Below are 2,221 nucleotides of genomic sequence, written 5' to 3' on the forward strand. Positions count from 1 at the left end.
GTGCGCTCAAGCCGGGCAAGCGCCTCACCGTTCATCTCGCACAAGGCAGCGCAGACGTCGCGCTCGCCGATGTGCAGCCGCGTCTTGCCGAAGGTTTCTGAAACCGTTCCGAAATTCTGTCTTGCGCGACACGTCGCGCGCGATCTGCAAAGCGCATCCGGGCAGGCGCGCTGCGTGCGCATAGGCTGACGCACAGACAGCATTTGCACTGTCCGGACGTCGCCTTGCTCGCATCGGACAGCGCCAGTGTCGCCTGCGCGTCGAGGCCCGCCCGACGCATTCGTATAGCGTTGAAAACCGGCTTAAAAGCCTTGTCCAGCCGATGTTCGGCATAATGTCCGCGCGTTTGCGGGGTTATTCCAACTCGCCTACAATCGAGTGCTTCATGCCGGTCAATACGTAGAATTTCGCGTAGAACTTCACGCAGAACTCCCCATAACACGACGAAGGAACCGCATCATGTCATTTACGCTCCCGCCGCTGCCGTTCGCGAAGAACGCCCTCGCTCCGAACATGTCGGAAGAGACGCTCGAGTTCCACTACGGCAAGCACCACCAGGCTTACGTCACGAACCTGAACAACCTGATCCCGGGCACCGAGTTCGAAAAGCTCTCGCTCGAAGAGATCGTCAAGAAGTCGTCGGGTGGCGTGTTCAACAACGCAGCCCAGATCTGGAATCACACGTTCTTCTGGAACAGCCTCTCCCCGCAAGGCGGCGGCGCACCGACGGGCGCGCTGGGCGACGCGATCAACGCGAAGTGGGGTTCCTACGACGCCTTCAAGGAAGCCTTCACGAAGGCTGCAGTTGGCAACTTCGGTTCGGGCTGGACGTGGCTCGTGAAGAAGGCTGACGGCTCGCTCGACATCGTGTCGACCAGCAACGCCGCTACGCCGCTCACGACCGACGCTACCGCGCTGATCACGATCGATGTGTGGGAACACGCTTACTACATCGACTACCGCAACGCTCGTCCGAAGTTCGTCGAAGCGTTCTGGAACATCGTGAACTGGGACTTCGCAGCGAAGAACTTCGCTTAAGCGCAGCCGGTTCGCGCGCCGTGTTTTTTACGCGGCGCCATGCAAAAAGCCCTCGATTCGCATCGAGGGCTTTTTTGTTTGCGACGGGCGTTTTAACGCCGATTACGCCAGCGCGGCGATGGTCTGTTCGGTCGAGCGAACGTGACCCATGTGGCGGAACAGCTTGTCGAACGTGAAGTGATGCATCTCTTCATTGAGCGCCGAAGTCGCGTCTTCGACGAACACGAGCTTGAAGCCGAAGTCGAAGGCCGCGCGCGCGGTGGATTCGACGCCGAAGTTGGTGGCGATGCCGCCCAGCACGATCGTGTCGATGCCGCGGCGGCGCAGCTGCTGTTCGAGGTTGGTGCCGTAGAACGCGCCCCATTGGCGCTTGGCGACGATCACGTCGCCGTCCTGCGCGCCGATTTCGGGCACGAGTTCGGAGGCGATGGCGGGCGCGAGCGGAGCGTCGGGCGTGCGCGTCGGTGCGTCGGCGGGCAGCGCGAGGATTTCGTTGAGCAGCACGTGCACCCAGACGACCGTGCCGCCTTTGGCGCGCAGCGCGTCGGCGAGCGCTTTGCCCTTTTCGACCACTTGCGCGCCGCTATGGGGCGCGATGGGACGGCTCACGATACCGTGTTGCAGATCGATCATCACGAGCGCGGTCTTGCGCGGATCGAGCGAGAGGGAAGAGAGAGCTTGCGTCATGGTGCACCATTATGTGAGGATAGCCTCACATATAATACACGAATGTGAGGGAGGACTCAGATATGGCGGCCACACCGCTGCGGCCAGGCGCCGGGCCGAAGGACGCGGGGCGTCGCGTGCCGCGCCAGGAGCGCGCCGCGCGCACCGTCGAAGCGCTGCTGGAGGCGGCTGCGCAAGACTTTGCCGAGCGCGGTTTCGAAGGCGCGACGATGACGCAGATCGCCCAGCAGGCGGGCGTGTCGATCGGCGCGGCGTATCAGTATTTCCGCAACAAGGACGAGCTTGCGCTGGCACTGCGCCAGCAGTACGGCAACGACATGGATGCGCGCTGGAGCGCCTTTATCGAGGCGCAGGCCGACTCGCCCGCGCTGCCGCCCGCCGAACTCGCCGGCAGGCTGTTCGACATGATGGTCGATCTGATGGACTCCTATCCGGCCTATCTGCCGCTGCTGTCGGTGTCGCTCGGTTTTCGCCGCGACGATGCCGCGCGCAACAA

General features: G+C 62.8%; 3 protein-coding genes. 2 read left to right on the top strand and 1 reads right to left on the bottom strand.

Translation table 11 applies throughout. The annotated features are described in order from the left end of the window. Window positions 1-459 precede the first annotated feature (459 nt). Window positions 460-1,038 (top strand): superoxide dismutase [Fe], encoded by a 579-nt coding sequence (gene sodB / locus VG320_RS28260; RefSeq protein ID WP_103706282.1) that lies wholly within the window; start codon window positions 460-462, stop codon window positions 1,036-1,038. A 102-nt stretch (window positions 1,039-1,140) separates the two neighbouring features. Here sodB and VG320_RS28265 read toward each other — a convergent pair whose 3' ends face one another. Next, a complete protein-coding gene (locus VG320_RS28265; protein ID WP_327203368.1) occupies window positions 1,141-1,725 on the bottom strand; it encodes an isochorismatase family protein in 585 nt (194 codons plus the stop codon). 62 nt (window positions 1,726-1,787) lie between these two features. Here VG320_RS28265 and VG320_RS28270 point away from each other — a divergent pair. Then, the coding region (locus VG320_RS28270) for a helix-turn-helix domain-containing protein (RefSeq protein ID WP_327203369.1) at window positions 1,788-2,221 on the top strand (434 nt) is incomplete at its 3' end.

It is taken from the genome of Paraburkholderia sp. (assembly GCF_035948235.1).
Lineage (GTDB): Bacteria > Pseudomonadota > Gammaproteobacteria > Burkholderiales > Burkholderiaceae > Paraburkholderia.

Coding starts and splice junctions, on each gene's coding strand:
- sodB (WP_103706282.1), top strand. CDS start 460: ATGTCATTTACGCTCCCGCCGCTGCCGTTCGCGAAGAACGCCCTCGCT.
- VG320_RS28265 (WP_327203368.1), bottom strand. CDS start 1,725: ATGACGCAAGCTCTCTCTTCCCTCTCGCTCGATCCGCGCAAGACCGCG.